Here is a 24050-nt window from a genome sequence, read left to right on the forward strand (position 1 = left end):
CAAAGTTTTTAACATTTTAATTAATATTTTAAGTCATAAATAGTAAAGATTAAACAAATCATAAATGTTTGTTACTGTAAAAGATAATCTGTTTTTATTGTTAAATTTGTTACCCCATAAATGTAAAATAAGTGAATTACGATAAACTGAAAAATAAACTGGAAATTCTTGCAGATGCTGCTAAATATGATGTGTCCTGCTCTTCCAGTGGAGGGAATCGTAAAAATAAGAATAAAGGTCTCGGAGATTCCTCCGCTTCCGGAATTTGTCATACGTATACTGAAGACGGACGTTGTGTTTCACTTCTTAAAATTTTGCTGACTAATTTCTGTATTTATGATTGTGCTTATTGTGTTACAAGAAAAAGTAACGACATTGAGCGGGCTGCTTTTACCGTGGAAGAAGTGGTCGATTTAACCATCAATTTTTACAGAAGAAATTATATTGAAGGTTTATTTTTAAGTTCCGGAATTTTCAAAAATGCCGATTATACCATGGAACGTTTGGTGCGTGTTGCCAAAAAACTACGTTTGGAACATAACTTTAACGGATACATTCATCTGAAAAGTATTCCCGGAGCTTCTGATGATTTAATGCGCGAAGCCGGATTATATGCCGATAGACTGAGTATGAATCTGGAAATTCCAACAGAATCAGGTTTGAAATTACTGGCACCGGATAAAAATCATCAGGACATGATTAAGCCAATGCATTTTGTTAAAAATGAGTTGATTCAGTACAAAGAAGAAAAGAAAAAATTTAAAAGTACTCCAAAATTTGCACCGGCGGGGCAAAGCACACAAGTAATTGTGGGCGCCACACAGGAAAATGATTTTCAAATCATACATGTTGCCAATCATTTTTATACTAATTTCAATATGAAACGGGTGTATTATTCCGGTTATGTTCCCATTTCTAATGATACCCGATTGCCGGCAATAGGCACACAGGTTCCGTTAATTAGGGAAAACAGATTGTATCAGGCCGACTGGATGATGCGTTTTTATGGTTTTAAAGCCAATGAAATTCTGGAGAAAGACAATCCGTTTCTGGATTTAGATGTCGACCCAAAAATGGGTTGGGCTTTACGAAATATCACTCAGTTTCCGGTAATTATTCAAAATGCGCCTTTGGAAATGATCCTTCGGGTGCCGGGAATCGGAGTGAAATCAGCACATAAAATTGTTCATGCAAGACGATTCCAAAATCTGACAATGGAACATCTAAAAAAGATTGGAGTAGCTGTAAACAGAGCCAGATATTTTATTTCGGTCAGCAATGAAAATACGCATTTAAAATTCCTGAATGCATTGAATTTAAAGGAAATTATTCTGACGGATATGAAATCCAAATTTGAAAAACCGTTTGATAACCAATTATTGCTACTCAATGACGCTACTTTCTTACGATAGTACTTTTGAAGGTTTTTTGACAGCGGTTTTTGAAATTTATGAATTCAAATATCCGAATCCAAAAATTATTAAAAAAGACGATACGCAGCAAAATCTCTTTGCCGATGCTATTGAAATTATTACTGATAATTCAAAATCCGATCGTGTAATAAAAAAACTCAATACCCAATTAGAAAGCGATGGTGTCAGAACTCTGATTTATGCATTTCTATCTGAAAAACCAGGAATCGAAGACGTGCTTTTTAATGTGATTCATTATTCGGTAGAAAATCCTAAGCTCAATATTCTGAAAGATTTTGCTAATGATAATGTGTTGCAAGTTGTTCAGCTTACTAAAAGTGTTGGTCGCGAAAAACACCGAATGGAAGCATTTGTAAGATTCGAGCAATTAAAAGACGGAATTTATTTTGCTAAAATTGATCCCGATTTTGATGTGCTGACCTTGATAATCCGGCATTTTAAAAACCGTTATCAGGATCAAAAATGGCTCATTTATGATTTACGCAGAAAATACGGAGTGTATTATGATTTGAAAGATATTGAAATTGTTTCAATGGATTTGAATATAAAATCATTAGACGCTAAAAACAGTCAGGTATTTTCAGAAACTGAACTCAACTACCAGAAACTTTGGTGGGAATATTTTGACCATACTAATATTAAGGAAAGAAAAAACACTAAGCTTCACGTTCAGCACGTTCCAAAACGCTACTGGAAATACCTTACCGAAAAGAAAATGTTTTAGACTTGAGAACATTTCCGTAATTTTGCAGCAAATTTCAGAAGATGATAAAGATAGGCAACATAGAATTACCCGATTTTCCATTATTACTGGCTCCAATGGAGGACGTAAGTGATCCGCCATTTCGCCGTTTATGCAAAATGCACGGAGCGGATATGATGTATTCCGAGTTTATTTCTTCTGAAGGTCTAATTCGTGATGCTATCAAAAGCCGAATGAAACTGGATATTTTTGATTACGAAAGACCAGTGGGAATTCAGATTTTTGGTGGAGATGAAGAAGCAATGGCACTTTCATCTAAAATTGTTTCGACGGTAAATCCGGATTTAATTGATATTAATTTTGGTTGTCCTGTAAAGAAAGTGGTTTGCAAAGGAGCTGGAGCAGGAGTTTTAAAAGATGTCGATTTGATGATTCGTTTAACGAAGGCAGTTATTGATAGTACACATTTACCGGTAACTGTAAAAACCCGTTTGGGATGGGATGACAATTCGATTAACATCGATGAGGTTGCCGAGCGTTTGCAGGATATTGGTGTTGCTGCATTGAGCATTCATGCCCGGACTCGTGCGCAAATGTACAAAGGTCATTCGGACTGGTCACACATTGCCCGAGTAAAGAATAACCCCAGAATTACAATGCCTGTTTTTGGAAACGGAGATATTGATTCTCCTGAAAAAGCATTGCAGTATAAAAATGAATACGGTATTGACGGAATCATGATTGGTCGTGCCGCTATTGGCTATCCATGGATTTTTAACGAAATCAAACATTATTTTAAAACAGGGGAACATCTGGCAAAACCTACTGTGACCGACAGAGTAGAAGCAGTGCGTAATCACTTAATTTGGGCTATGGACTGGAAAGGCGAACGATTAGGAATTGTTGAAACCAGACCGCATTATACTAATTATTTTAAAGGAATTCATTCTTTTAAACCATATAAGCAAAAACTGGTGACTCTGGACCATCCGGAAGAATTGTTCGCCGTTTTGGATGAGATTCAGGATGCTTATTCAGGGTATGAAGTAGTATAAAAAAATGATAAAATAGTATTTGAGATTTACTCCAACAACCTTTTACTCACACGGCTACTGGCAATTAATGAAGCGATAAAGCCAAGAAAAACGATAGTTGCCATTACAATCACCACATTTTCTATCGAAAAAACTACGGGATAGGCTAATGTTGGTGTAATCATAATAAGCTGAAATTGTTGTTGTATGAGTACAATTATAATTCCTAATGTGAGTCCTATAAGTCCGCCAAAAAAGCTTAATAAAGTACCTTGAAGCAAAAATATTTTACGCAGGTTTTTAATTTCGACACCTAAATTAAATAAGGTTTTCAAATTGCTTTTTTTGTCTAAAACCATCATAATTAAGGCGCCAATTAAGTTAAAAAGAGCCACTACAATAACTAAAGTAAATATCAGATAAACCGCAATATTTTCTGTATTGAGCATTTTGTAGAGCGATTCATTAAGTTGCGCTCTGTTTTTTATTGTTACTTTTCCTTTGAAAATACTGTTCAGTTTTTGAATAATAACATTTTCGTCGGCATTGGGTTTTTCTTTTAATTCAATACCTGAAATCTGATTGCTTTTGTATTCTAATAATTCTTGCGCCAAACCTAAGTCGGCAAAAACATATTTAGAATCTAAATCCTCATTGATGGCGTAAATCCCTACGGGAAAAATTTCCTGTTTATTAAAAGCTTGTTCTGCATTTTCAATAGTGCCTTTTCCTGCTTTTGGAACTAAAACTTCCAAATGCTTATTGAAATCCATCAGACCTAAAGATAATTTTTGAACCAGACCAAAGCCTACAACCACCTGATAGGTATTTTCTTCAAGCCATTGTCCGTTGTAAATGATTTTTTTGGTGTTGTTTACCTTGCTGTAGTTCGGGTCAACACCTTTTAAGTAGGTTACTTCCTGTTTGTCGTCAAAAGTAAATAAAACACGTTCTTCAATAACTTTTGAATAAGAAACTATACCTTCAATTTTCTTAATCTGAGCCTCTTGCTCAGGAGTTATAAAAAAAGACTTTCCTATAGTGCCCGAAATTTTTAAATCGGGGTCGATGTCATTACTAAATGAAAGACTAAAAACCTTTAGTCCGCTAAAAACCGACAGTACCACAAACAATGCTAGGGCACCCACAATAATTCCCATACTCGCAATGCGATTAATAATGTTGATGGCATTATTTTTACTATTGCTACGAATGTAACGTTTGGCTATGTATAGCGGAAAATTCAAATGCTTAAAATTGTCTTCTTTTGTCTAATAAATCTCTGTTTTCAATTGGATTTTCCTGATTTTTCAAGGCATTATCTATTTTTTCTATATAATCCAATGAGTCATCTATGAAGAAAACTAAATTAGGAACTCTGCGCAATTGCTTACGTACTCTTTGTGCTAAGTCATGCTTAATCAATGGAGTATTCGATTTTATTCCTTCTAATGTTTCCTGTGCTTTTTCCTGTGGAAAAATACTCAAATATACTGTAGCCACAGATAAATCGGATGTTACCGATACTTTGGATACCGAAATAACCAAATTGCTAACGCCATTTTTTCTCACTTCACCTTGCAGAATATCCACCAAATCTTTTTGGATAACTCCGCCTATTTTTTTCTGTCTGTTTGTTTCCATAGTGCAAAAATACTACTTTTAAAGATTAAATAAGCAATTTTATAATTTCTGATTTTCAGGAGCTGTTTCCCGCTATTCGTTTCAATCTTTTCCTGTCTCAAAAAAAAGAGACAGGAAAAGGATTTCCACTGCTATCGGGGCTAGGGCATATTTAAAGTTAGTAGTTTCATTCTAAAATTAAAAAATCGTTAATCAGCAACCAAAATCCAAAATGCAAAGACACTCTTTTTCAATTTACGACGCATCAGCAGGTTCCGGTAAAACCTATACTCTGGTCAAAGAATATTTAAAAATCATTCTTACTTCTCCAAAAAATGATGCCTATCGTAATATTTTAGCTATCACTTTTACCAATAAAGCGGTGCACGAAATGAAAAGCCGGATTGTGGGGAGTTTGTCTGAATTTGCTAAGGATGAGCCTTCTAAAAAAGCACTGGATTTAATGCTGGATTTAGTTCATGATACTAAAGATTGGGAAACTAAATTATCTCTTGTTCAAATTAAAATCAAATCGCAGCAAATTATCAAGCATATTATTCATAATTATGCCGCTTTTGATATTTCAACCATTGATAAGTTTACGCATAAAGTGATTCGTGCTTTTGCTCACGATTTAAATTTACCCATGACTTTCGAAGTCACTCTGGATACCGAAAATTTATTAACAGAAGCCATTGATGCAATTATTGCTCAGGCTGGTGAAGATGAAACCCTGACCAGATTACTCATTGATTTTACAATGGAAAAAACCGATGATGATAAATCCTGGGATATTTCCAGAGAAATTCTGGAAACCGGAAAATTGGTTCTAAATGAAAATAATCGAAATGAAATTATACAATTTCATGATAAATCCATCACTGAATTTGTTGAAATAAAAAAGAAGTTAATTGCAGTTTCTAAAGAATTAGAAAAAGAAAATGCGACTTTGGCTGAAAATGCTTTATTACAAATTGAAAATAACGGAATCGATTTAAAATCGTTTCCTTATGGAACATTTCCAAAGCATTTAGATTTTATTGCTAAAAATGATGTGAAGCAAAGTAATCATAAATTTGAAACTTTTGAATCAATAAAAATTAAAAAGGGGGCTAAAGATCAGTTTTTAATTGAACAAATTATTCCTGAGTTACTTTTGTTACTTGAAAAAGTTTATGTGAATAATGAAAAAGTAAATTTCTATAAAGCTTTTCTAAAAAATATTACCCCGCTTTCGTTACTGAATACCGTAAGTAATGAATTGGCTAAAATTCAGGAAGAGCAAAATGTGCTTTCTATTTCGGAATTTAATGCCATAATTCATCGCGAAATTCAAAATCAGCCTGCTCCTTTTATATATGAACGATTGGGAGAAAGATACCGTCACTTTTTTATTGACGAATTTCAGGATACTTCAGAGATGCAATGGCAAAACCTGATTCCGCTTATTGATAATGCACTTTCCGGTCAGGACGATTATGGAAACAAAGGAACATTAATGATTGTGGGCGATCCCAAACAATCTATTTATCGATGGCGTGGAGGAAAAGCAGAGCAGTTTATCGAACTAAGTAAAGACAAGAATCCGTTTAATAATCCGGATAAAAATATTGAGCATTTAGATACCAATTATCGTTCGTATTCCGAAGTAATCGAATTCAATAATGATTTTTTTAAATTAATTTCAGCTGAATTCGAAAATGCAGATTACAAAGATTTATATGAAAATCACAGTCACCAACATTTCAATTCCAAAAAAGGAGGTTATGTAAATATTTCTTTTATCCCTAAAATAGAAGCTGCAGAAGCAGACAAAGAAGCATTGGATAAAACGGAATTGTATGTTTTAGCCACTTTAAATACCATTCAGAAAGTTTTACAAGAAGGTTTTGAATACAAAGATATTGTGATTCTGACACGTAAAAGAGATCAGGGAATTGCAGTGGCTAATTATTTGACTGAGCAGGGAATTCCTTTGTTGTCATCAGAAACATTAATGATTCAAAACGCAACCGAAGTTCGCCTAATCATTTGTCTTTTGAAATACCTTAAAAACAATGCCGATTTAGAATCAAAAGCTTATTTCTTGTATTATGTTGCGGTAAATGTTCAGGATCAATTAGCTGTTCATGATTTTATAGCCCAAGGAATGGAGCAAAAACAAGAAAAAGATTTTGAACAGTGGTTGTTGAGTTTTGACATTTCGCTGTCGTTTCAGAACATTCGAAAAAAGTCTTTATACGAAGCGGTGGAGATTATTGTGTCTAAATTCCTTTCGGATACTAGTCAAATAGGTAATGCGTATGTTCAGTATTTCTTAGATATAGTACTGGAACGTGACGTGCGAAATCAGGCAGGAATAGCTGACTTTCTTGATTTTTGGGATAAAAATGGTGCTAAATACAGTATTCCGTCGCCTGAAGGAAATAATGCAGTGCGAATTATGACCATACATAAATCAAAAGGTTTGGAGTTTCCGGTGGTAATTATGCCTTTTGCAGAAGAAGATTACAGCAGAAAACCAAAAGACAAACTTTGGCTGGATGCTCAGGAAATGGACTTAGGGATGCCTAAAGCTTTGATTGATAATAGTAGTGCTGTGGAGGGTTTTGGTAAAGAAGCAAAATCGGTATACAGTCAGAAAAAACAAGAAGAATTATTAGATAATATAAATGTGTTGTATGTGGCATTGACACGTGCCGAGGAGCAATTGTTTGTAATCTCAAATAAAAACCTGACAGCCAAAGGAGAAGTAAAATCTAATGATATGTCTGCTTTTTTTATTAATTATTTAGAAAATAAAGGGCTGTTTCAGGAAGAAATATCGGAGTATGAGTTTGGAGATAAAAAGAAAATTTCTTCAGAATCCAAATATGCTGATACTTCGAAAACAATAAAAAATGTTATGCATACATTGAATCCTAAAAATATAAAAATTGCTCAGAGAGAAGCTCTTATGTGGGGAACACATCAGCAGGAATCAATAGAATATGGTAATGTGATACATGAAATTTTGTCATTTATAAAAACAAAAAAAGATATTGATCTGGCTATTGATAAGGCAGTTGAAAACGGCTTAATTAATTTTTCTCAAAGAGAATTAGTGTGTAATACAATCCGCAATATTGTTCATCAGGAAAGATTAGCATTGTTCTTTGCTGAAGGGAATGAAGTCTTAAATGAGCAGACTGTTATTCAGAAAGAAGGAAGAATAATAAAGCCAGACCGAATGGTAATTAATAAAGATAAAGAAGTTTTTTTACTGGATTATAAGACCGGAATTCATAATGTAGAGTATCAGAAGCAATTAGAAGATTATCAAATTGCCATTGAGGGCATGGGATTAAAAGTCAGTAAGAAAGCTTTAGTCTATATCAGTGAAAAAATTGAGATAGTCTATTTTTAATGTAAGCATAATGCCACTTTGTTTTTTGAAATTTATTGATTTGTAAAATTTCCGTCCTTTTTTTATGTAATGTGTATGCGTTTGAGGTAGTTAATAGCCTGAATAATTGCTTTTTTTTAACATTCTATTTTGTAGTTAAAGAATTACGCGTTACTTTTGTTTATAATTAACTAAATTGTAATTAAAAATTTTAAGTATGAAACATCTTAGCAAACTTTTTGTTGCTGTTATAATGTTGATGGGAATTAGTTCTCACGCACAGGACATCAACAACCCATGGGCAATAGAATTTGGGGTAAATGCCGTTGATACAAGAACAAGCGCCGGGCCGGAACATGTTGGTTGGTTCCAACAACATTTTTCTCAGCCATTTGACGTGAAAGACAACTGGAATATCCTTCCTTCTGTGTCGTATTTAAGTGTGTCCCGTTACCTTGGTAGTGGTTTTTCTTTTGGACTTCAGGGGTCAGTTAACAAAATTGACAAACTTGTTGTTTTTGATCCAATGGATCCAATGAGTGATTCAAGAGGGATGGTTGTTACCAATCCTGGTGATTTAATGTATTATGGAATTGATGGAAAAGTGAAATACAGTTTCATGGAGTTAATCAATTCTAAAGTAATTGATCCAAGCTTACACGTAGGCGGAGGGTATACTTTCTTAGGAGACAGCAGTTTTGGTACTGTAAATGCAGGTGCAGGTTTAACTTTTTGGTTTACTGAAAATGTTGGTTTAGCACTTGGGTCTTCATACAAAAAAGCATTTGATGGAAGTTCTGATTTAGTTCGTTCTCACTTTCAGCATACAGCAGGTATCGTTTTCAAATTTGGTGGAAAAGATACAGACGGTGATGGAGTATACGATAAAGATGATGCTTGTCCTGAAGTTGCAGGTTTGAAAGAATTCAATGGTTGTCCTGATACTGACGGAGACGGAATCATCGACTCAGAAGATGCTTGTCCTGAAGTTGCAGGTATTGCTTCTTTAAAAGGTTGTCCTGATGCTGACGGTGACGGAGTTACTGATGCAGAAGACGAATGTCCTAATGTTGCTGGATTAGCTTCTTTAAAAGGTTGTCCGGATGCTGATAAAGACGGTGTAGCTGATAAAGATGACAAATGTCCGGATGTTGCAGGTCCAAAAGAAAATGCAGGTTGTCCTTGGCCGGATACTGATAAAGACGGTGTAGCTGATAAAGATGATAAATGTCCTGAAGTTGCTGGTCCTGCTAGTAACAATGGTTGTCCGGAAGTTTCAGAAGAGGTTATTAAAACTTTAAATAACTATGGTAAAACAATCTTGTTTGATTCTGGTAAATCTACTTTCAAAAAAGGTACATACACAGTTTTACAATCAATAACTTCAATCTTAAAAGAATATCCTAATTCAAGATTTATGATCGAAGGTCATTGTGATAGTGATGGTAGTAATGAAATGAACCAGACTTTATCTGAAAACAGAGCTGCTGCAGTTAAAAATTATTTAATTGAAAATGGAATTGCTGCTGATAGACTTAGATCTTCAGGTTTTGGAGAAACTATGCCAATTGCAACTAATAAAACTGCTGCTGGTAAAGCATTAAACAGAAGAACAGAAGTGAAATTAATCAAATAATTTCTTTCTAAATATTTATAGGAAACGCCTCGATTTATCGGGGCGTTTTTTTATTTTTATCAAATGATAAATAATACTTTCTTAGATAAAATTGCTCAGGTTTTAATAGAAAAATATGCTGATAAACTAGTCAACACTGTAGTTGTACTGCCTAATAAAAGAGCGAAGATTTTTTTAATTGAAGCATTAAAAAAACAAGTTGCAAATAACATTCTTGCTCCTCAGATTATTAGTATTGAAGATTTTATTCAGGATATTGCAGGAGTTCGTGCCGTTGACCCAATAGAATTATTATTTGAATTCTATGAAGTTTATTTATCTGTTACTGATAAGTCCAATCAACAATCGTTTGAATTGTTTGCAAATTGGGCGAAAACATTATTGCAGGATTTTAATGAGATTGATCGTTATTTATTAGATGCAAACCATGTTTTATCTTATTTAAAAGACATTGAAGATATTAAAAAGTGGGGGATAGAAGTAGAAAATAAAACTCCTTTACTGGAAAAATATATTGATTTCTGGAAATTACTTCCATTATATTATCAGTCTTTATATGCTCATTTACTTCAAAAAGGAATTGGTTATCAGGGATTAATTTACCGTGAAGCTGTGGAGAATTTAAATCATTTTTCGAATTCTATTCATCAAAAACAATTTGTTTTCGCCGGATTTAATGCGTTGAATGCTTCCGAAGAAAAAATTATCCAGCATCTTATCTCTTTGGATAAAGGCAAAATTTATTGGGATGCCGATATAACTTTTTTAAATGACCCTTATCATGATGCAGGATTGTTTCTTCGTCGGTTTAAAGAGAGCTGGAAGCATTATAAAACACATCCTTTTGAATGGATAGTGGATGATTTTTCTCAGTCAAAAAACATTCAGATTATAGGAACTCCAAAAAGCATTGGTCAGGCTAAAATTTCAGGAAGTATTATTGAGGAGATTATTGAGCAGAATCCAACAGCAACTCTGGATAAAGTAGCTGTCGTTTTAGGAGAAGAAAATTTATTAGTTCCGCTTTTATATTCTTTGCCTTCCACTGTAGGTGCTTTGAATATCACGATGGGATATTCCGGTAAAAATAATCCTGCACAAATTCTGATTGCTAAGTTATTTAAAATGCATACTAATGCATTGTCCAGAAAATCCGGTAGTTACGTACTGTATTATAAAGATGTTTTGGATGTTTTAACGCACCCTTTAGTAGAACCTTATGCTAAAGCCGGTGATTTGGTAAATGTTATCAATAAAAATAATTACACATTTGTCAGTTATCATAAATTACTCGAACTTAATCAGAATCCGAGTGATTTATTTTTGTTGCTTTTCGAAAAATGGGAATCAGGTTCTATCGCTGTATTACACTCTGTTTCTAAGCTGTTGTTGACTATTAAAGAAAATCTGAGCAATGATAATGAAGAAGAAAAAATTACCAAAGCCTTTGTTTTTGCCATTTTCAAAGTGATTAATAAGCTGATTAATTATTATTCACAGCATCAGCATATTGATAAAATTGAAACCTTACATGCTATATATAAGCAAGTGATAGACTTAGCCGAGGTTTCTTTTGAAGGAGAACCATTGAATGGCCTGCAAATTATGGGTGTATTGGAAAGCCGTGTTCTGGATTTTGATACCGTAATTGTAACGTCAATGAATGAAGGTAAATTTCCGGCCGGTAAATCGCAAAATTCCTTTATCCCTTATGATGTAAAGCGAGAATTAGGTTTGCCCACTTTTAAAGAGAAAGATGCTATTTATACCTACCATTTTTACCATTTGTTGCAACGGGCTAAGAATATTTATTTGCTGTACAATACCGAAAGCGAAGGGCTTGATGCAGGTGAAAAAAGCCGATTTATTACACAGCTTGAAGTTGAAAAACAGCATAATCATAATTTGTCGCACGAAATATACAATTCGGTTTTACCTGAAACAGCCTATACGCCAATGGTAATTGAAAAATCGCCAGCGGTAATGGAGCGATTGAAAGTAATTACCCAAGAGGGATTTTCTCCATCGGCTTTAACAAGTTATATCAGGAATCCGATTCAGTTTTATTTCCAGAAAATATTACGTATTCGTGAAGTGGAAGAGGTAGAGGAAAACATCGCTTTAAATACACTTGGAACGATAATACATGAAACTTTAAGAGTTTTATACGAACCATTTATTGGAAAATTTATTTCAGAAGCCGATATTGACAATTGTTTTAAATTGATAGATGCTGAGGTTTTAAAACAGTTTAAAATTGTTTACAAAGAAGGTGAAATCAAAAAAGGGCGTAATCTTTTGGCTTTTGAAGTCGCTAAACGCAATGTTTTTAATTTCCTGAAAGTAGAATCAGAATGCATTAAAGCCGGGGATGCAATTAAAATTATCGCTTTAGAGAAAACATTTGAACGCACTTTAAATCATCCTGATTTGCCATTTCCGGTATTGATTAAAGGAAATGTGGATCGAATTGAAGAACGCAACGGGATTATAAGAATTATTGATTATAAAACCGGAAAAGTTGAAAAAGCAAATGTGGGTCTTAAAATATGGAACGGTCTCACTCAGGAACTTAAAAATGACAAAATCATTCAGGTTTTAGCTTATGCGTTCATGTACGAGCAAGAAGCTGCCGGAAAATCCATTGAAGCTGGAATTATTTCGTTTAAAAATCTGAAATCAGGATTTTTACCTTTTAATTTGAAAGTAGAAAAAGAAGTGCAGCAAATTATTAATGCCGACATCATGAGCAATTATCTGGAACAAATTGTTTTGTTGCTACAGGAAATTTTAAATCCTGAAATTCCTTTTGAAGAAAAGATTTAATTTTTAACCATAAAGCTCACAAAGTTTTTACGCAAAGTACACGAAGAGTAATTAAACCTTAAGAGGGAAATTATACAAGGTAGAGAAAGAAATCTGTGCTGATTTGTATAATTTATTAGTTGTATTACACCTTCTTAAAAAATTCCAATAAAACCTTAGTTAATTCAGCTTCGTTTTCGATAGCACTCATGTGTCCGTCAGGAAACGTAACCAGTTGAACCGCTGTTTCTTCAATTTGTTCTTTGGTTTCCTCGTAAGGTAAAACAGGGTCTTTTTTACCCAAAATCAGCATTTTTGGATATTGTGTTAAATGCAGTAATACTTCCCTGTCCATTCTTATTTTCATTCCTTCCAGCGAAGCTACGATACCTTGTAAGGGTGTTTTTAAGGCTTCTTTTTTAACCCATTCTATTTGGTCTTTCAATCGTTCGCGGTTTTCTGGGCTAAATAAATTAGCAATAGAAAGCGAAATGAAATTGGAAAATGATTGTTTCACCGCTTTAATTGCGCGATCCCGATTTGCTTTTCTTTCTTCACTATCTGCTCGCGAAGTGGAATTCAGTAAAACCAGTCCTTTGATGTAATCCGGATACATTTCGGCGAAAGCCAGAGCCACATAACCTCCCATAGAATGTCCCACAAAAATGGCTTTTCGAATGCGTAATTCGTTTAAAACAGCATGAACAATCTCCGCATTTTTTTCCATCGAATGTACATAGCCCATACATTCCGTTTCCCCATGACCCAATAAATCAATGGTGATAATGCGGTTTTTTTTAGAAAATTCAGGAACAAAAGCATTCCACATCGATTTGTTTTCTAAAAAACCATGTAGGAGCACAATAGCTGTTCCCTTGCCGGTGTCCGTATATGAAATGCGGGTATTTTTAAACTGAATTTGTTTCAATGGAGGCGGTTTATTTAGGGCAAAATTAAAATTTTATCTATAGTAATACAAAGTTCATTTGGAAACAAATTCTTAGCAGTGCTTAATTTTAACGCTAAATAGCATATTTGTTATTTTAAATGAGTCTTAATTAGTAGCAAAATTGATTTTAATTCTATAAATTTGCACTATAATTATTTTATGAAGATGAAGCAGATAAGTGATTTAACAACCAACGTTTTATTTGAAACAGAAAAAGGTTACAGTTACCAGTGTGATGTGACTAATAGTATCATTATTAATTTTGCAGATACTTTTTCGACTTATAAAATTCAGGAATTTTTGATTTTTCAAAGAAAAGTCAACAGTGTTAATATTCTGGATATGCTTTATGATCTTTCTGATCAGTCTGATGCACAGCTGATTGAAACTACAAAAAGAAACTTCTCCCATAAACTAAATATCTGCGAGATAGTTCAGCTTAGAGAATTATTAAATGGAACTAAATTCACTTTGAATCTGCATTCCATGTTATGCGATATTTTAGCCGTTAATGAACTGGCTTGATTTTACTTAGAATAAATACAAATTTCTCGTACATTTAGTCTCTTTCTTCAGGTTTTTGTAAATTTACTATCTAAATTTAAAAGTCATGAAAGATTTACTAAGAACAAACACTTCGTTATCCGAAGGAATTGAACAAATATTAAACTTACAAGCTAAAATTGAGAGCGATGCTTCTAATAAATATTTAGCAATGGCGGCTTGGTTAGACAGAAATGGTTTTGTAAATACTGCAGAATACTTATACAAACAGGCAGAAGAAGAGCGCGAACACTTTTTAAAAGTATTCAAATATATAACTGACATGGGCGGAATTGCAATTACTCCTGCAGTTGCCGAAGTACAACAGGAATTTGCTTCCTTCAGAGAAGTATTTGAAATTGCTTTACAAAACGAAATTGCGGTTACCAAAGCAATCAATAAAATCATTGCTAAATGCAGAGCTGAAAATGATTATGCTACAGAAGATTTTATGATGTGGTACGTAGCGGAGCAAAGAGAAGAAGAGAAAAATGCACGCAGAGCTTTAGAACTTTTCGAATTAATCAACGAAAATGAAGCTACAGGAAAATTTGCATTAGATGTGCAGATTTCTAAAATTGGATAATAAAAACCAAGTAATAAAGTTGAAAATCCCTTACTGACGTAAAAGTTAGTAAGGGATTTTTGTGTTTTAGCAGCAGAAAGTTCTGGTAGTATTCATGATTTCACCCGCTTTTTGCTATATCTTTTATCTCGTTCTTAAAAAACGAGATAAAAGGATGTCGCTACAATCGGGGCTAGCAATTTCGTTTTGTTCGCTGATGATTGTTTTGAAACTTGTTGATAAGAATTTTTTTTGCGTAAATATCTAATCTCTTATTTGTACTAAAAGTAAGTATATTTGAGAAAAGTATTTTTATTTATGAGCAAAATTTTAATTACAGGAAACGGATTTGATTTATTTCATCATTTACCGACGAAATACCATCATTTTATTTCGATAATGCTGACAATTGAAGGTATTCACTACGATAAAGATGTTTCTTTTGAGGGATTATTTGGCAAAGTGTTTAAAAAAAAGTATCAGTATGAATACGATTTAATAATAGAAAATTATAATACTGAAAATATTCAATTTAGTCATGAACAATTAAATAGGATAAAGCAACTTTTAGAAACCAATCTTTGGTATAAATATTTTAAAAATGTTATGGAGATTGATACTTGGATTGATTTTGAAATAGAAATTGAGAATATTTTGAATCAATTGGAAATATTCAATAAATATCAAGATAAGAAAAAAATTGAGAGAAATGATTTTCAAGATTCTTTAATTAAGTACACCAACTTTGAGGTATTTAATATTGTTGAATTATTTGGTAATGTTGGTTATTTTAGACTTGATTGGAAATATATAAACATGAGAAAGAGTGTAATAGATTTAAAAGTAATAATTGAAGATTTGTTGAAAGAATTTGAATCTTTTATCATAATTTTTAATCATTATTTAGTTGATGTTATAAGTGTCTTTTATCCTGAACTAAAACAAAAATCATCAGTTCCTTTTCATTTAATGGATGGGATCTACACTTTTAATTATACACCTACTTTGGAAAATATATATAATGTTGATAAATCAAAAGTGGTTTATTTGCATGGAAAAATGAATGAAGATTGTCAAAGACAAAATTTAGTCCTTGGAGTTAGTGAAATAAATGATGAAATTAAAAAGAGTAAAATATATGGTTTTACAAAGTATTATCAGAAAATAAAAAAAAGGACAAATACTAAGTTTGTTAATTTACCTCATTCTAAAAATAATTTAGAAGAAACAATTTTTTATATAATTGGACATTCGCTGGATGCATCTGATAAAGAATATATTTTTGATTTATTTGAATTTTTAAAGCTTGATAATAATAAGTTTTCGAGAATTTGTGTTTTTTATTTAAATGAAGCAGATTATAATCAAAAATTGAATAATCTTTTTAGTATAATAGATAAAAATACAATCGTAAATTTTGATAAAGATGGGAGACTTTATTTTAAAGTATTGAGTAATGAAAATATTACAGAACAATTTAGGAAAAAGCTCACAGGGAAAAGGCAAACGGGTCCAGTTTGGAGTTAAACAAAGACCTTTATTTTTAAAAAAGAGAAAATTACATAAATTAATGATTTTCTCTTTTTTAATTATTTTATTAAAACCGATTATCCCCATCGAGTAAATTTCCTAAACCGCCCAGTAAACTCCCCTCTCCACGACTTTCTCCGCCAGCTTTTGGTGCTGAGGCAATAATTCTGTCGGCTAATCGGCTGAAAGGAAGTGATTGTATGTACACCGTTCCCGGACCACGTAGTGTAGCGTAAAACAAACCTTCGCCTCCAAAAACTGAATTTCTAATTCCGCCAATAAATTCTATATCATAATCGACCTCCTGCGTAAATCCTATGATGCAACCCGTGTCGACTTTCAGGATTTCACCGGCTTTTAATTCTTTCTTGGCCATGGTCCCTCCGGAATGTACAAATGCCATTCCGTCGCCTTCAATTTTTTGCATGATGAAACCTTCGCCGCCAAAGAGTCCGCGACCCAATTTTCTTGAAAATTCAATTCCTACCGCAACACCTTTGGCAGCACATAAAAACGAACTTTTCTGGCAAATGAATTTTCCGTTGAATTGGGTTAAATCAATCGGGAGAATTTTACCGGGATAAGGTGAGGCAAAAGAGACTTTGGCTTTGCCATAATTTTGATTGATAAAAGCGGTCATAAAAAGACTTTCACCTGTAAGGACTCTTTTTCCGGCACTTAAAAGTTTGCCAAAAATTCCCGATTGTTCCTGAGAACCATCGCCAAAAATAGTTTGCATCCGGATGTTGTTGTCCATCATCATAAAGCTTCCTGCTTCGGCAATGACTATTTCCTGTGGGTCGAGTTCGATTTCGACATATTGCATTTCTTCGCCAAAAATCTGGTAATCTATTTCGTGTGCCTGCATTGTAGTAGTTGTTGATTAATGAAGGTTAAAGTTACAAAAAAGTAAATTAATTTTTAGCGAACCTTTTTGCGCAAGGGATAGCAGCGGCATCCTTTTATGAATCTCGTTTTTTAACGAGATTCATAAAAGATACAGCGGATAGCCCGACCCGTAGGGATGCGCCATGATTATTGTTTAATCGTTAGTAGGTTATTTGTTTAATCGAATTTTGATACAAAAAAAACGGTTCACATTACTGCAAACCGTCTTTTCTCTTGTTTCTTTCTTCTTTTATCTAAATCAGGAATTCATTAAACTCTCGATTTCTTCGATTTCAATTGGAATGTTTTTCATTAGGTTGAAAGGTTCTCCTTTTTCCTGAATGACCACATCGTCCTCAATACGAATCCCGAAACCTTCGGCCGGAATGTAGATTCCCGGTTCTACGGTAAAAACCATATTGGCTTGCATTGGTTCAGTTAAAATGCCGTAATCGTGCGTGTCCAATCCCATATGATGGGAAGTACCGTGCATGAAATATTTTTTGTAAGCCGGCCATTCAGGATTTTCATTTTGTACATCGGCTTTGTCTAAAAGTCCCAATCCTAATAATTCCGAAGTCATGATTTTGCCTACTTCTGCGTGGTATTGTTTCCAGTTTGTCCCCGGAGTCAGCATTTTAGTAGCTTCGTTTTTTACTCTTAAAACGGCATTGTAAACTGCTTTTTGTCGGTCAGAATAACGTCCCGATACCGGAATGGTACGGGTTAAATCGCTGGAATAATTCCCGTATTCGGCAGCAACGTCAAGCAATATCAAATCACCTGCTTTGCATTGCTGGTTGTTTTCTATATAATGTAACACATTGGCATTATTCCCTGAGGCAATAATAGGAGTGTAGGCAAAGCCTTTGGAACGATTGCGAATGAATTCGTGAATCAATTCAGCTTCGATTTCGTATTCCATGACATTTGGTTTTACAAACTCCAGAAGGCGTCTGAATCCTTTTTCCGTAATATTACAGGCATGCTGAATCAAATCGATTTCTTCGCTTTCCTTTACGGAACGCAGCCTTTGTAAAATAGGATTGCTTTTGGCTACCTGATGTGCAGGGTATTTTTCTTTCCACCATTTTACAAATCGGGCTTCGCGGGTTTCAGTTTCAATTGTGGCACGATAATGTTCGTTAGTATTGATATAAATAATTTCAGAATAAGACATTAATTCAGCCAATACTTTTTCAAAATCTTGCAACCAGTGTACGGTTTTTATTCCTGAAATTTCAAAAGCACGTTTTTTTGTTAGTTTTTCACCTTCCCAAATGGCGATTAATTCACTGGTTTCTTTTAGAAACAATATTTCTTTCTGATGTTCATATGGTGCATCAGGAAAAAGCAGCAAAATACTTTCTTCCTGATCGATTCCGCTTAAATAAAAAATATCTCGATGTTGCGCAAACGGCAACGTACTGTCGGCACTTACAGGATAAACATCGTTTGAATTGAAAATAGCAACACTTTTAGGTTTCATCTGAGCCGTAAATTTTTTACGGTTTTTAATAAAAAGGCTGTTGCTGATTTGATGATATTTCATATTGGTATGGATTCTGGATTTACAACATCTAAATTAGTAATTTTTGGGAAGCTTGCGGGTTTAGAATTCTTAAAGTTTTGCTATAAAAAAAGGCCGGAGTAAATAAATACTCCGGCCGGATAGTTTAGGTATGAAAGTTTAATCAATCCATTTATAATAACGTGCACCTAATAAATTTGGATTTATGTTTTCGATTCGCTCCAGTATCCATTCTTTTTTCGGCGTTTGGATACTCTGTTTCTGCTCTTTTTTATGCAGTTTCTCATACGTTTCAAAATCAATTTCAAAGCTTTTGTTCAGGGTTTCGAAAAGATTAACAACGGATACCGCTAATTTCCATTGATCCTGAATAATTCCTTCGAATACTTTCGATTTGGAACCACTTCCGTAAGCAAGAAATCCAAAAGTGTTGCCTGCGATTTCTTTTTCTGAATCATAAAAATGCGCTAAAGTCGAAAGGAATCCCATAAAAATCGAACCGGTGTATAAATTACCAATTAGTGAAGAAGCTAATTCAGCGGGCACTAATTTTTCTGCCACAAAATTTTTGTACTCAGGTGTTTTGCTGGTTTCTTTCAGTTTAGTCTGGTATTCTGCCGGAGTTTCATTGCCGGATATAACAGTGTTTTTAGCGTCTAAAGCATATATCTCTGAGAGCATTCTGCGGCCTTGGAACGCATAAGGCAAGTGCATAATGATGCTGCTCCAGGAATTATAAAGTGTTTCGGAGGTATTTTTTAGTTTTTTAAATGAAAAATATGCATTTCGGGTTCTGTCCATATAGCATTGATTCGAATATTGTCCGTCAAAAACAGGCTGGTCTTTGTGGATTTCGATTTCGGCTTCCAGATTATCAAACCAGACCTCGTTATTTTTATTTCCTGTAATGGCTTCTTTAGAAATAGTTCTGTGGGGTTTGAAGAAGTCAAAAACACCTTTGGTGTTGGTTGCCCAATTGTTTTCGAAAGCTATAATTCGGGGATTTACAGTTATTAGCATTGCTGTTGCACCTGCGCCCTGAGTATACTCTCCTGTGGAATTTAAATCATATTTAGCAAAATCAGTAGTGACAACAATTGCTTTTTTATCGGGATTTAGTTTGATAAAGTCAAGGCAGTTTTGCATCGCATCTACCCCACCGATACAGGCAAAGGTAAAATCGACAACGTCGCATCCGGCTAAAGTATTTTCGCCAAATTTTTGTTCCATTAAATCTACCAGAAAGGAACCTATAGGTTTAGCATTATCGATGCTGCTTTCAGTTCCTACATAAATTCGGGCAATTTCATCTAAATTAACAGAGTGGTCTTCAATTAGTCTTGTTAAAGCGTTTGCAGCAAAAACTACACTGTCCTGATGCACGTCCGGCAGGGTCATTTTAATAAGTCCTAATCCCTTTTCCAGTTTTTCAGGCTCTATGTTTCTGGCTTCAGCCAATGTTTTTATAGGTAAATGTATTTTAGCTACATCAAAAGATAGTGCGTCGATTCCTGTTTTCATGTTCCTTTTTTTATGAAGAAGCAAAGATAAAATCCCCTATTGGAAAAGCAGTTTTTTTAACTACACAAAATAGTGTGTTTTTGTGTTTTTTGTTGATTTTAAAAGGATGTATGGTAAAAATTATCAAATATGTATTTTTTTGGCTTTTGAATAATAATTATTAATCGGTTTTTGAGGATTTTTTTAAGTGGAGTTATGTTTTAAATTTTTTAAACTTCTGAAATACAGTAATTTGTGGTTTTGTTTTTGTAAATGGACAGTTGTTTTTGTTGAAAACTTTATAATGTTTCTAAATAAGAACGAAAAGGTTGTAGTTCGTTACTAATTGATTTATTTTTGTGTACTTTTTAAATTATATTCTAAAATATTATGGCAAAATCTGGATTATTGAAATCGTCAATAGCAAAAAAAGCAGCTATGGGCCTTTCAGGACTTTTTTTGATGTTGTTTCTAGCACAGCATTTTTTTATTAATATGATGTCAGTTTTCAGTTCTGATGTTTTTAATTCGATTTCTCATTTTATGGGATTGAATCCTTTGGTTCAGTTTGTTATTCAGCCCATTCTTATTGTAGGTGTTGTTTTTCACTTTATCATGGGATTTGTATTGGATATTCAAAACAAAAAAGCAAGACCTGTAGGTTACGCAAGCTTTAATGGTGCTGCTAATGCAAGTTGGGCATCACGTAACATGATTATTTCCGGGTCTGTTATTTTAGCTTTTTTAGCATTGCACTTTTATGATTTCTGGTTTCCGGAAATGATATATAAGTATGTAGAATTTAATCCGGCTGATGAAACAAGATATGCTCATGAATTAGCTGAAAAATTTGTTGATCCGGTGCGTACTGCTTTGTATTGCCTGTCATTTATATTGTTGTCATTACACTTACGTCACGGATTTAGTTCTTCTTTTCAATCAGTAGGAGCAAATAATAAATACACAAAAGGGATGAGGAATTTTGGATTATGGTTTTCTGTAGTCGTTCCTTTAGGATTCGTATTTATTGCATTATTTCATCATTTCAATCATTAATATTCAATTATAATGGCATTAGATTCAAAAATCCCAAATGGTCCAATTGCGGACAAATGGACAAATTATAAAGATCATATTAATTTAGTAAACCCGGCTAACAAACGTAATTTAGATATTATTGTTGTTGGAACAGGATTAGCTGGAGGTTCTGCAGCTGCTACTTTAGCAGAATTAGGATATAACGTAAAAGCATTTTGTTTCCAAGATTCACCACGTCGTGCGCACTCTATTGCTGCACAAGGAGGAATCAACGCGGCAAAAAATTATAAAGGTGACGGTGACTCAGTTTACAGATTATTCTACGATACTGTAAAAGGAGGAGATTACCGTGCACGTGAGGCAAACGTACACCGTTTGGCTGAAGTTTCATCAAATATTATTGACCAGTGTGTGGCTCAAGGGGTGCCATTGGCTCGTGAATATGGTGGATTATTAGACAACCGTTCTTTTGGAGGAACTTTGGTTTCCCGTACATTTTATGCGCAAGGTCAAACAGGACAACAATTATTGTTAGGAGCTTATTCGGCAATGAACCGTCAGATTGGTCGTGGAAAAATTAAAATGTACAACCGTCATGAAATGCTAGAATTAGTAATTATTGATGGAAAAGCAAGAGGAATTATCGCCCGTAACCTGATTACAGGTGAAATTGAAAGACATTCAGCTCACGCTGTTGTTATTGCTTCCGGAGGATACGGAAACGTTTTCTTCTTGTCAACTAATGCAATGGGTTCTAATGCTACTGCAGCATGGAAAATCCACAAAAAAGGAGCTTTCTTTGCAAACCCTTGTTATACACAAATTCATCCAACCTGTATTCCGGTTTCAGGAGATCACCAATCCAAATTAACGTTGATGTCTGAATCGCTTCGTAATGACGGACGTATCTGGGTTCCTGCAAAATTAGAAGATGCTCAGGCTATTCGTGAAGGAAAGAAAAAAGCAACTGATATTGCTGAAGCAGACAGAGATTATTTCTTAGAAAGAAGATATCCTGCTTTTGGTAACTTAGTGCCTCGTGACGTAGCATCTCGTGCTGCTAAAGAAAGATGTGATGCCGGTTTTGGTGTAAACAAAACGGGAGAAGCTGTTTACTTGGATTTTGCAGCAGCCATTCAACGATACGGAAAAGAGCAAGCTCACGTAAAAGGATTAGACGAAAACGATAAACAATTAGTAACTAAATTAGGTACTGATATTGTTAGAAGTAAATACGGGAACTTATTCCAAATGTATTATAAAATTGTTGATGAGGATCCATATACTTCGCCAATGATGATTTACCCAGCGGTTCACTATACTATGGGTGGAACATGGGTTGATTATAATCTGATGACTACAATTCCGGGTTGTTTCTCTATTGGAGAGTCTAATTTCTCTGATCACGGAGCAAACCGTTTAGGAGCTTCTGCTTTAATGCAGGGGTTGGCTGATGGATACTTTGTATTGCCTTATACTATTGGAGATTATTTAGCACCGGATATCAAAATGGGACCTATCTCTACAGACCGACCTGAATTTGCTGAAGCTGAAAATAATGTAAAAGAATTGATTGCTAAATTTATGAATAATAAAGGAACGCATTCAGTAGACCATTTCCACAAAAAATTAGGTAAAATTATGTGGGATAAAGTAGGTATGGCTCGTAACGAAAAAGGATTAAACGAGGCTATCGTTGAAATCGCTGCTTTACGTGAAGAGTTTTATAAAGATGTAAGAGTTCCCGGAACTGATAAAGGATTCAACCAGGAATTAGAAAAAGCAATTCGTGTTGCCGATTTCTTAGAATTAGGAGAATTGTTTGCGAAAGATGCTTTACACCGTAATGAATCCTGTGGTGGTCACTTCCGTGAGGAATACCAAACAGAAGAAGGAGAAGCATTGCGTGATGATGAGAACTTTGCTTATGTTGCTGCTTGGGAATACAAAGGAAAACCAAGTGACGCAGTATTACACAAAGAACCTCTGGTTTACGAAAACATTAAATTAGTTCAAAGAAGTTACAAATAGAATTTTGTCAAAAGTCGAAAGTCAAAAGTCTTAAAGTAAAGATTTCGACTTTTGATTTTAAGACTTTCAAACTAAAAAGATATGAAACTTACATTAAAAATATGGCGTCAGAAAAACGCCCAGGATAAAGGAGCAATGGTTGATTATAAAATCGACGGAATTGAGCCTGATATGTCATTCCTTGAAATGCTTGACGTATTCAATGAACAACAAATCAATGCTGGTGAAGAACCGGTAGCTTTTGACCACGATTGTCGCGAAGGAATTTGCGGAATGTGTTCTTTATTCATCAACGGTGAAGCGCACGGTCCTGACAGAGGCGTAACCACTTGTCAATTGCACATGCGTATGTTCAAAGATGGAGATACCATTACTATCGAGCCATTCCGTGCAGCAGCTTTCCCGGTTGTGAAAGATTTAGTGGTTGACAGGAGTTCTTTTGACAGAATCCAGCATGCAGGAGGATTTATCTCAGTTAACACATCTGGAAACACTATTGATGCGAATACCATTCCTGTAAACAAAGATGATGCAGACAAAGCTTTTGATGCAGCAACTTGTATTGGTTGCGGAGCTTGTGTAGCGAGTTGTAAAAACTCTTCAGCTATGTTATTCGTTTCAGCCAAGGTTTCTCAATATGCTTTGTTACCACAAGGTAGAGTAGAAGCTACTGACCGTGTATTGAACATGGTAAAACAAATGGACGAAGAAGGTTTTGGTAACTGTACAAATACCGGAGCCTGCGAAATTGAATGTCCAAAAGGAATTTCTCTTGAGAATATTGCTCGTATGAACAGAGAATATCTGGCGGCAAGTATCAAAGGATAATAACTAGTTATAAAGTCAAATGTCTTAA

Annotated in this window: 18 protein-coding genes; 12 read left to right on the plus strand and 6 right to left on the minus strand. The window is 34.3% G+C overall.

All coding sequences use genetic code 11. From position 1 onward, the window contains the following. Positions 1-131 precede the first annotated feature (131 nt). Genes ACSV4D_RS10355 through dusB form a run of 3 tightly spaced genes read left to right on the plus strand, consistent with a single transcriptional unit; the run spans position 132 to position 3191 of the window. The gene (locus ACSV4D_RS10355) at positions 132-1412 is read left to right on the plus strand and encodes a putative DNA modification/repair radical SAM protein (protein ID WP_439228224.1); all 1281 of its coding nucleotides are present in this window, start codon (positions 132-134) and stop codon (positions 1410-1412) included. After that, positions 1390-2157, plus strand: coding sequence for a TIGR03915 family putative DNA repair protein (locus ACSV4D_RS10360; protein WP_439228225.1), 768 nt, complete (start codon positions 1390-1392; stop codon positions 2155-2157). Before ACSV4D_RS10355 ends, ACSV4D_RS10360 begins: the two co-directional genes overlap by 23 nt. Before the next feature lie 41 nt (positions 2158-2198). Continuing rightward, the gene (dusB, locus tag ACSV4D_RS10365) at positions 2199-3191 is read left to right on the plus strand and encodes a tRNA dihydrouridine synthase DusB (protein ID WP_439228226.1); all 993 of its coding nucleotides are present in this window, start codon (positions 2199-2201) and stop codon (positions 3189-3191) included. Positions 3192-3217: 26 nt separating this feature from the next. Here dusB and ACSV4D_RS10370 read toward each other — a convergent pair whose 3' ends face one another. Together ACSV4D_RS10370 and rbfA are read right to left on the minus strand one after the other, a co-directional pair. Then, positions 3218-4417, minus strand: a complete 1200-nt coding sequence (locus ACSV4D_RS10370) for an ABC transporter permease (protein ID WP_439228227.1) — start codon at positions 4415-4417, stop codon at positions 3218-3220. Positions 4418-4421: 4 nt separating this feature from the next. Continuing rightward, a complete protein-coding gene (rbfA, locus tag ACSV4D_RS10375; RefSeq protein ID WP_408079962.1) occupies positions 4422-4814 on the minus strand; it encodes a 30S ribosome-binding factor RbfA in 393 nt (130 codons plus the stop codon). A gap of 211 nt (positions 4815-5025) precedes the next feature. Between rbfA and ACSV4D_RS10380 the strand changes: the two genes are divergently transcribed. The 3 genes from ACSV4D_RS10380 (at position 5026) to ACSV4D_RS10390 (ending at position 12640) form a co-directional block, all read left to right on the plus strand. Then, positions 5026-8199, plus strand: a complete 3174-nt coding sequence (locus ACSV4D_RS10380; protein ID WP_439228228.1) for a UvrD-helicase domain-containing protein — start codon at positions 5026-5028, stop codon at positions 8197-8199. 196 nt (positions 8200-8395) lie between these two features. Further along, positions 8396-9814, plus strand: a complete 1419-nt coding sequence (locus ACSV4D_RS10385; RefSeq protein WP_439228229.1) for an OmpA family protein — start codon at positions 8396-8398, stop codon at positions 9812-9814. 63 nt (positions 9815-9877) lie between these two features. Continuing rightward, the gene (locus tag ACSV4D_RS10390) at positions 9878-12640 is read left to right on the plus strand and encodes a PD-(D/E)XK nuclease family protein (RefSeq protein WP_439228230.1); all 2763 of its coding nucleotides are present in this window, start codon (positions 9878-9880) and stop codon (positions 12638-12640) included. Between the two features lie 124 nt (positions 12641-12764). On the opposite strand, the gene ACSV4D_RS10395 is transcribed toward ACSV4D_RS10390, so the two are convergent. Then, entirely contained in the window at positions 12765-13547 is a 783-nt protein-coding gene (locus ACSV4D_RS10395; protein ID WP_439228231.1) for an alpha/beta fold hydrolase, read from the minus strand. A gap of 186 nt (positions 13548-13733) precedes the next feature. Here ACSV4D_RS10395 and ACSV4D_RS10400 point away from each other — a divergent pair, with 186 nt between their 5' ends. From ACSV4D_RS10400 to ACSV4D_RS10410, 3 genes are all read left to right on the plus strand, one after another. After that, a complete protein-coding gene (locus tag ACSV4D_RS10400; protein WP_408079952.1) occupies positions 13734-14093 on the plus strand; it encodes a hypothetical protein in 360 nt (119 codons plus the stop codon). Between the two features lie 85 nt (positions 14094-14178). Further along, positions 14179-14697 carry a ferritin gene (locus tag ACSV4D_RS10405; RefSeq protein WP_408079950.1) on the plus strand — a complete coding sequence of 173 codons (519 nt, stop codon included), beginning with the start codon at positions 14179-14181 and terminating at the stop codon, positions 14695-14697. Between the two features lie 276 nt (positions 14698-14973). Beyond that, on the plus strand, positions 14974-16203 hold the full coding sequence (locus tag ACSV4D_RS10410) for an AbiH family protein (RefSeq protein ID WP_439228232.1): 1230 nt from the start codon (positions 14974-14976) through the stop codon (positions 16201-16203). A gap of 70 nt (positions 16204-16273) precedes the next feature. Here ACSV4D_RS10410 and ACSV4D_RS10415 read toward each other — a convergent pair whose 3' ends face one another. From ACSV4D_RS10415 to ACSV4D_RS10425, 3 genes are all read right to left on the minus strand, one after another. After that, positions 16274-17074, minus strand: a complete 801-nt coding sequence (locus ACSV4D_RS10415) for a TIGR00266 family protein (protein ID WP_439228233.1) — start codon at positions 17072-17074, stop codon at positions 16274-16276. Between the two features lie 279 nt (positions 17075-17353). After that, positions 17354-18646 carry an aminopeptidase P family protein gene (locus ACSV4D_RS10420; protein WP_439228234.1) on the minus strand — a complete coding sequence of 431 codons (1293 nt, stop codon included), beginning with the start codon at positions 18644-18646 and terminating at the stop codon, positions 17354-17356. 138 nt (positions 18647-18784) lie between these two features. Next, entirely contained in the window at positions 18785-20146 is a 1362-nt protein-coding gene (locus tag ACSV4D_RS10425) for a hydroxymethylglutaryl-CoA synthase family protein (protein ID WP_439228235.1), read from the minus strand. A 369-nt stretch (positions 20147-20515) separates the two neighbouring features. Here ACSV4D_RS10425 and ACSV4D_RS10430 point away from each other — a divergent pair, with 369 nt between their 5' ends. From ACSV4D_RS10430 to ACSV4D_RS10440, 3 genes are all read left to right on the plus strand, one after another. Next, on the plus strand, positions 20516-21181 hold the full coding sequence (locus ACSV4D_RS10430; protein ID WP_408079942.1) for a succinate dehydrogenase cytochrome b subunit: 666 nt from the start codon (positions 20516-20518) through the stop codon (positions 21179-21181). A 12-nt stretch (positions 21182-21193) separates the two neighbouring features. Next, positions 21194-23194 carry a fumarate reductase/succinate dehydrogenase flavoprotein subunit gene (locus tag ACSV4D_RS10435; RefSeq protein WP_408079940.1) on the plus strand — a complete coding sequence of 667 codons (2001 nt, stop codon included), beginning with the start codon at positions 21194-21196 and terminating at the stop codon, positions 23192-23194. An 81-nt stretch (positions 23195-23275) separates the two neighbouring features. Next, positions 23276-24022: a succinate dehydrogenase/fumarate reductase iron-sulfur subunit gene (locus ACSV4D_RS10440; protein ID WP_408079938.1), complete on the plus strand. Its 747-nt coding sequence runs from the start codon at positions 23276-23278 to the stop codon at positions 24020-24022. The last annotated feature ends 28 nt before the right edge of the window (positions 24023-24050 follow it).

It is taken from the genome of Flavobacterium sp. ARAG 55.4, assembly GCF_051846875.1.
Taxonomy (GTDB): domain Bacteria; phylum Bacteroidota; class Bacteroidia; order Flavobacteriales; family Flavobacteriaceae; genus Flavobacterium; species Flavobacterium plantiphilum.

What these genes read in the sequence shown, in the direction of transcription:
- ACSV4D_RS10360 (WP_439228225.1), top strand. Translation starts at nt 1,390, where the DNA reads ATGACGCTACTTTCTTACGATAGTACTTTTGAAGGTTTTTTGACAGCG.
- dusB (WP_439228226.1), top strand. Translation starts at nt 2,199, where the DNA reads ATGATAAAGATAGGCAACATAGAATTACCCGATTTTCCATTATTACTG.
- rbfA (WP_408079962.1), bottom strand. Translation starts at nt 4,814, where the DNA reads ATGGAAACAAACAGACAGAAAAAAATAGGCGGAGTTATCCAAAAAGAT.
- ACSV4D_RS10380 (WP_439228228.1), top strand. Translation starts at nt 5,026, where the DNA reads ATGCAAAGACACTCTTTTTCAATTTACGACGCATCAGCAGGTTCCGGT.
- ACSV4D_RS10385 (WP_439228229.1), top strand. Translation starts at nt 8,396, where the DNA reads ATGAAACATCTTAGCAAACTTTTTGTTGCTGTTATAATGTTGATGGGA.
- ACSV4D_RS10390 (WP_439228230.1), top strand. Translation starts at nt 9,878, where the DNA reads ATGATAAATAATACTTTCTTAGATAAAATTGCTCAGGTTTTAATAGAA.
- ACSV4D_RS10400 (WP_408079952.1), top strand. Translation starts at nt 13,734, where the DNA reads ATGAAGCAGATAAGTGATTTAACAACCAACGTTTTATTTGAAACAGAA.
- ACSV4D_RS10405 (WP_408079950.1), top strand. Translation starts at nt 14,179, where the DNA reads ATGAAAGATTTACTAAGAACAAACACTTCGTTATCCGAAGGAATTGAA.
- ACSV4D_RS10415 (WP_439228233.1), bottom strand. Translation starts at nt 17,074, where the DNA reads ATGCAGGCACACGAAATAGATTACCAGATTTTTGGCGAAGAAATGCAA.
- ACSV4D_RS10420 (WP_439228234.1), bottom strand. Translation starts at nt 18,646, where the DNA reads ATGAAATATCATCAAATCAGCAACAGCCTTTTTATTAAAAACCGTAAA.
- ACSV4D_RS10425 (WP_439228235.1), bottom strand. Translation starts at nt 20,146, where the DNA reads ATGAAAACAGGAATCGACGCACTATCTTTTGATGTAGCTAAAATACAT.
- ACSV4D_RS10430 (WP_408079942.1), top strand. Translation starts at nt 20,516, where the DNA reads ATGGCAAAATCTGGATTATTGAAATCGTCAATAGCAAAAAAAGCAGCT.
- ACSV4D_RS10435 (WP_408079940.1), top strand. Translation starts at nt 21,194, where the DNA reads ATGGCATTAGATTCAAAAATCCCAAATGGTCCAATTGCGGACAAATGG.
- ACSV4D_RS10440 (WP_408079938.1), top strand. Translation starts at nt 23,276, where the DNA reads ATGAAACTTACATTAAAAATATGGCGTCAGAAAAACGCCCAGGATAAA.